Origin of the sequence: Loigolactobacillus rennini DSM 20253 (assembly GCF_001436505.1) — a bacterium.
Taxonomy (GTDB): Bacteria; Bacillota; Bacilli; order Lactobacillales; family Lactobacillaceae; genus Loigolactobacillus; species Loigolactobacillus rennini.
On record NZ_AYYI01000093.1, the window covers coordinates 1 to 3,180 of the forward strand.

A 3,180-nucleotide genomic window follows, 5' to 3' on the forward strand; every position below is an offset into this window, starting at 1 on the left:
TCTGCCATCAATAATAGATAAATCTATTACCAACAACAGATATTGTAGAGCCTAAAAAAAGAAGTGGCGTTCACATTGTGGCGTCACTTCTTTTTGTTTGTTACATTGCCGTCAAAAAAGCAATCAATCCGAAAATAATTCCGGGGGCGTTTGCGACCACTAACGGCCAGTCTCGATGCGGTTTAAATAAACCATAAATTACCCAAAGGCTGCAATTAATGGCGGCCACCAAAGGTTGTATTGGATTACCTTTTTGGTTGTTTAGATTATTTAGAATTTGTGGAATGTAAGCCACATACATGCTGACAGACGTTAAAGTTGCGATCCATCCTAAATGTTTAATGGCCTTTTTAAACAAGCTTGTGATACTCCTTTTCAATCTGATTATTGAGATGCATTTAAGCTTAAAGGACCAATGGTGCTTATTCTAACTGAATTTTAGTAAAAAACCAACTAGTCGCTTAATTATTAGGTTATTATCAGCTGTTTTAAAAGTGAACGGGCTGTTATTTCCTTAAAAATTAAACAGATTTTACCGTGTAAAGAAAAACCCCTTTACATCCTCTTCAATAACTGGTATATTTATTAGCGTTGAATAGAATTAAGGAGGTGCAGAAATGGCAGTTAAAATTCGTTTAAAACGGATGGGTTCAAAGAAACGCCCATTTTACCGTATTGTTGTTGCTGATTCACGTTCACCGCGTGATGGTCGTTTTATTGAAACCGTCGGCACGTATAACCCATTAGTTAACCCAACGGAAGTTAAGTTAGAAGAAGAAACCGTCTTGGATTGGCTTCAAAAGGGTGCACAGCCTTCCGATACTGTACGTAATATCTTATCTAATCATGGTATTATGCAAAAATTGCATGAAGCAAAGTTTGCTAAGAAATAAGGATTAAAACATGACAGATGTGAAAGAACTCATTTTGACGATCGTTCAGCCGTTAGTCACTTATCCGGATGACATTAAGCTTGTTGAGCGGGAAACTGAGCGTTTTCACGAATATGACTTACAGGTTAATCATGAAGATATTGGCCGCATTATCGGTAAGCACGGGCGTGTGGCACAAGCGATTCGAACGATCGTTTACAGTGTGAAAGTACCGGGTAATAAACGTGTGCGGCTCAACATTATTGAATAAAGCAGTTAAACGCCAACGTAAAACAGCAATGTTTTATCAGGCGTTTTTCTTTTAAGAAAAGAAAGGATTACCCATGAGCGAAAATTATTATCGCGTTGGCAACATTGTCAATACTCACGGGATTCGTGGGGAAGTTCGGGTGCTAGCTGTTACTGATGCGCCGCAAGAGCGGTTTAAACCGCAAGCGCGGCTTTACGTAATTACAGCTGGTACATACCAGCCGTTGACGGTAACCAGTTATCGGCGGCATAAAAATTTTGATTTAGTGGCTTTTGCAGAGATTCCAGATCTGACAGCTGCAGAGAAGCTAAAGGGAAAATCGCTTTGGGTCGCTGCAGATGATCGCCGTACTTTGCAAGTTGGTGAAGGTTACTATTATCATCAAATTATTGGTTTGAAGGTTGTTGATCACGCGTCAGCAACAATATTAGGAACAGTTAAAGAAATTTTGCAACCTGGAGCGAATGATGTTTGGGTAGTCGCCCGCCCAGGCAAAAAAGATTGGTTATTGCCTGCAATTAAGCAAGTTATTTTAAAAATCGATTTAAGCCAGCGGCAAGTTTTAATCGATTTACCGGAAGGGTTGATTGACGATGCGGATTGATATTTTAAGCCTATTTCCTGGGATGTTTACTGGTGTGTTCGATCAATCAATCATCGGCAAAGCACAACAGCGTAAGCTATTAGACATTGATGTAACTGATTTTCGTGCTTACTCCGATGATATTAAACACCATACTGTTGATGATTATCCTTATGGCGGTGGGGAAGGCATGCTGCTGAAACCACAGCCTGTCTATGCTGCAATGCATGCTTTAAACCAGCAACATCCGGGAGATAAACGGGTGATTTTGATGGATCCGGCCGGCAAAAAATTTGATCAAACCGTTGCAAAAGATTTGGCCAGTTCACAACATTTAGTATTTATTTGTGGTCACTACGAAGGTTACGACGAACGCATTCATCGTTTAGCTACAGATGAAATTTCATTAGGGGACTATGTTTTAACCGGTGGCGAACTGGCAGCGATGGTGATGATTGATACCACCGTCCGTTTGTTGCCTGGCGTTTTAGGCAATGACCAATCCGCTAGCCATGATTCGTTTGCCACTGGTTTATTAGAGCATCCACAGTATACACGGCCAGCTAATTATGCCGGTATGCAGGTCCCCGATGTATTGTTAAGTGGCAATCATCAGTTAATCGCACAGTGGCACGCTAAAGAAAGCTTGCGGCGAACTTATTTACGACGGCCGGATTTGTTGCAAAAAGTTACTTTAACTTTAGAACAGCAAAAATTACTAGCTGAAATACAAGCCGAAGAAACAAAAGACTAAGGTAATTGAGCTGTCAATAAAATTAGCTTTACAGTGATAAAGTTCTATGCTAAAATTTACGTTTGTGATGGTTAATCACAGATTACGATATTCCGCTGCTGTTTACCGGTAAGAATATCTGTAGAAAAGGAGAATTTTTGATGAACCCATTAATTGCAGAAATCACTAAGGAACAATTACGGACTGACATTCCAGCTTTCCGTGCTGGTGATACCGTACGTGTTCATGCCCGGATCGTCGAAGGCGAACGGGAACGGATCCAGATTTTCGAAGGTGTCGTTATCAAACGCCGTGGTGCTGGTATCAGCGCAACTTACACTGTTCGTAAAATTACTAATGGTGTTGGTGTTGAACGGACATTCCCACTACATTCACCACGTGTTGCTAAAATTGACGTTATCCGTCATGGTAAAGTTCGTCGGGCAAAATTATACTACTTACGTAACTTACATGGTAAAGCTGCTCGGATCAAAGAAACAAAACGGTAAGCAAATTGATTTTTGCTGATCGATCTATTTTTATTAGAAGATCCCTTGTTACAAGCAAGGGATCTTTTTTGATACATTTTCCATTATATTATTTAAAAACTTAACCGGGATCAAGTTTTATTCGGTTGCTTTTGGTTACGCTAATGTTAACAAAAGAAGGTAACGTCAAAAGTTCTATGAAAACCGTGGTTCAGGAAGGGGTGTGACTGCTA

At 40.2% G+C, this 3,180-nt stretch carries 6 protein-coding genes; 5 read left to right on the top strand and 1 reads right to left on the bottom strand.

The window, feature by feature from the left end; translation table 11 throughout:
* Window positions 1-100: 100 nt before the first annotated feature.
* On the bottom strand, window positions 101-358 hold the full coding sequence (locus FC24_RS10190; RefSeq protein ID WP_057874761.1) for a SemiSWEET family transporter: 258 nt from the start codon (window positions 356-358) through the stop codon (window positions 101-103).
* A 259-nt stretch (window positions 359-617) separates the two neighbouring features.
* Between FC24_RS10190 and rpsP the strand changes: the two genes are divergently transcribed.
* From rpsP to rplS, 5 genes are all read left to right on the top strand, one after another.
* Complete coding sequence (gene rpsP, locus FC24_RS10195) at window positions 618-893, top strand: 30S ribosomal protein S16 (protein ID WP_057874762.1); 276 nt, start codon at window positions 618-620, stop codon at window positions 891-893.
* A 10-nt stretch (window positions 894-903) separates the two neighbouring features.
* On the top strand, window positions 904-1,143 hold the full coding sequence (locus tag FC24_RS10200) for a KH domain-containing protein (protein WP_057874763.1): 240 nt from the start codon (window positions 904-906) through the stop codon (window positions 1,141-1,143).
* A gap of 73 nt (window positions 1,144-1,216) precedes the next feature.
* On the top strand, window positions 1,217-1,747 hold the full coding sequence (rimM, locus tag FC24_RS10205) for a ribosome maturation factor RimM (protein WP_057874764.1): 531 nt from the start codon (window positions 1,217-1,219) through the stop codon (window positions 1,745-1,747).
* Window positions 1,737-2,480, top strand: a complete 744-nt coding sequence (gene trmD / locus FC24_RS10210) for a tRNA (guanosine(37)-N1)-methyltransferase TrmD (protein ID WP_057874765.1) — start codon at window positions 1,737-1,739, stop codon at window positions 2,478-2,480. The genes rimM and trmD overlap by 11 nt, the downstream gene beginning before the upstream one ends.
* A 140-nt stretch (window positions 2,481-2,620) precedes the next feature.
* Window positions 2,621-2,968, top strand: a complete 348-nt coding sequence (rplS, locus tag FC24_RS10215) for a 50S ribosomal protein L19 (RefSeq protein WP_057874766.1) — start codon at window positions 2,621-2,623, stop codon at window positions 2,966-2,968.
* Window positions 2,969-3,180 lie beyond the last annotated feature (212 nt).

Excerpts from the sequence above, each read along its gene's own strand:
- rpsP (WP_057874762.1), top strand. The coding sequence starts at position 618 with ATGGCAGTTAAAATTCGTTTAAAACGGATGGGTTCAAAGAAACGCCCA.
- FC24_RS10200 (WP_057874763.1), top strand. The coding sequence starts at position 904 with ATGACAGATGTGAAAGAACTCATTTTGACGATCGTTCAGCCGTTAGTC.
- rimM (WP_057874764.1), top strand. The coding sequence starts at position 1,217 with ATGAGCGAAAATTATTATCGCGTTGGCAACATTGTCAATACTCACGGG.
- trmD (WP_057874765.1), top strand. The coding sequence starts at position 1,737 with ATGCGGATTGATATTTTAAGCCTATTTCCTGGGATGTTTACTGGTGTG.
- rplS (WP_057874766.1), top strand. The coding sequence starts at position 2,621 with ATGAACCCATTAATTGCAGAAATCACTAAGGAACAATTACGGACTGAC.